This is a genomic window from Bacillus infantis, from assembly GCF_020171945.1.
In the GTDB taxonomy this organism is placed as follows: Bacteria; Bacillota; Bacilli; order Bacillales; family Cytobacillaceae; genus Bacillus_AB; species Bacillus_AB infantis_A.
In genome coordinates this window covers 1-1864 of record NZ_JAIVAP010000038.1, presented here as the reverse complement: position 1 = coordinate 1864, position 1864 = coordinate 1, and the positions used below count along the sequence as shown (strand labels likewise).

Sequence of the window (1864 nt, the reverse complement as noted above, 5' to 3'; positions counted from 1 at the left end):
AATCGAGTAGGAGGAACGTCACCGTGCCGACCTCTCACAGCACCGTACGTACCGTTCGGTATACGGCGCCTCGAAAGTTTTATGAAATGATTATTTGTAATGATTTCAAGCCTAGCTGTCGCCAATATTTATTGCTTAAGGCGGCATTAATTACAGGGTTTCGGGAGATTCGCCAATAACCCTTTCGGGTGTTGGCGTTTTTCCATGCATTTTCTCTTGAGATACCTAATTTTCTAAGGTTTTTGTACTTGGTCTTTATCTTTTTCCATTGTTTCCATTGGCACGCTCTCAGTCTACGGCGGATATGTTTATCGATATCCTCTGCGTATGACTTTATATCCCCAACTTTAAAATAGTTCCCCCATCCTTGAATGAGTTGATTTATTTTAAGGATTCTGTACGCCATACATACTCCCCAGTTACGGTTTGTTAGCTTCAGTAGTCTGGTTTCAAGCCTTTGTTTTGATTTCTTTGGCACGTACACCCTGGTTTTCGTTCTATAGAAACTCACGCCTAAGAATGTCCGTGCACTCGGCTTTCCCACCGCACTTTTCTCCTCGTTGACCTTTAGCTTTAGTTTTCTCTCTAGAAACTCTGTAACTCCTTGTTTAACTCTTTCTCCAGCTTTAATGCTCTTAACATAGATATTGCAGTCATCTGCGTAGCGTACAAATTTATGTCCTCTTTTCTCCAGCTCCTTGTCTAATTCATTAAGGATAATGTTGCTGAGAAGAGGGCTTAAGGGACCCCCTTGCGGAGTTCCCTCTCTGTTGGTAATAACCACACCGTTCACCATAACCCCTGCTTGGAGAAATCTTCGGATAAGCTTAAGTGTCGGTTTATCAGAGATGGTCTTAGCTATCAGAGACATGAGCTTATCATGCTGGACTCGATCAAAGAATTTCTCTAGATCCATATCTACAACGAAGTTGTAGCCTTCTTCGATGTATTGCCTTGCCTGTTCAATGGCTTGATGTGCACTCTTATTTGGTCGAAAACCATAACTAAAATGGCTGAACTGCCTTTCAAATATAGGTGTTAACCTTTGAACCACGGCTTGCTGAATCACACGGTCCGTCACAGTAGGAATTCCAAGCTGTCGTTTTCCACCGTTTGCTTTAGGTATCTCAACCCTTCTAACTGGCTGAGGTTTGTATTTTCCTTCTCGTATCAGTTGAATAATCTCTTGTCCATTTTCCCTCAAATATAGGCGAGTAGCTTCTATATCTTTCTCATCGACACCTGCTGCTCCTTTGTTTCGTTTAACCTTTTTGAAAGCAAGGTCAAGGTTTTCAGTATCAACGATACGGTCAATCAATGTTTGGTTACATTCCATATTGTTTCCATGCTATTGAGATTGCACAAAAGTAACTCCACGCTAGTTCAAGGTTTCCAGCTTTCCGAGCATTCTGCCTTAAACCAGATTTATTGGCTGTGTCATCGTTCTTTTGTAAAGTTGCTCTAGCATGGTAGCTCCTTTCGTTCCGCCCTTCTCAACAAATAGTTGATACTATGGCTTCTGCTGACTTCTCTTAGTTCAGCTGCTTATCACTAAGCAGGTTCTCCTTCCGGAGGTTTCTAAGAGACCTCCCGGGGTAAGTTCATCCACTTTCTCCTCATATATCTGCCACATTTATGTCTGTTCCATCCGGGGATATTTTGGACTTTGTTTTGTTTTGCAAACTCGTCCTGAAACAGTCCACCTCCAATGTGATTCGTGTACCTCAGACCGAGGATTTGCCTAGGGCTTCCTTCAGATTCCACGTCACCGTGGACACCCTTGCCTTCAGCTAATGGTTCGCATATCCCAACGCCCATAGCGGACTTGCACCGCCTAGTTGATGAACATGCCCGGCACACAAAA

2 protein-coding genes are annotated in these 1864 nt (G+C 43.2%); both read right to left on the bottom strand.

The window, feature by feature from the left end:
• Nucleotides 1-79: 79 nt before the first annotated feature.
• Entirely contained in the window at nucleotides 80-1336 is a 1257-nt protein-coding gene (gene ltrA, locus LCM00_RS24475) for a group II intron reverse transcriptase/maturase (protein WP_224906830.1), read from the bottom strand.
• A gap of 242 nt (nucleotides 1337-1578) precedes the next feature.
• On the bottom strand, nucleotides 1579-1864 hold a 286-nt coding region (locus LCM00_RS24470; RefSeq protein ID WP_224906828.1), incomplete at its 5' end, for a hypothetical protein.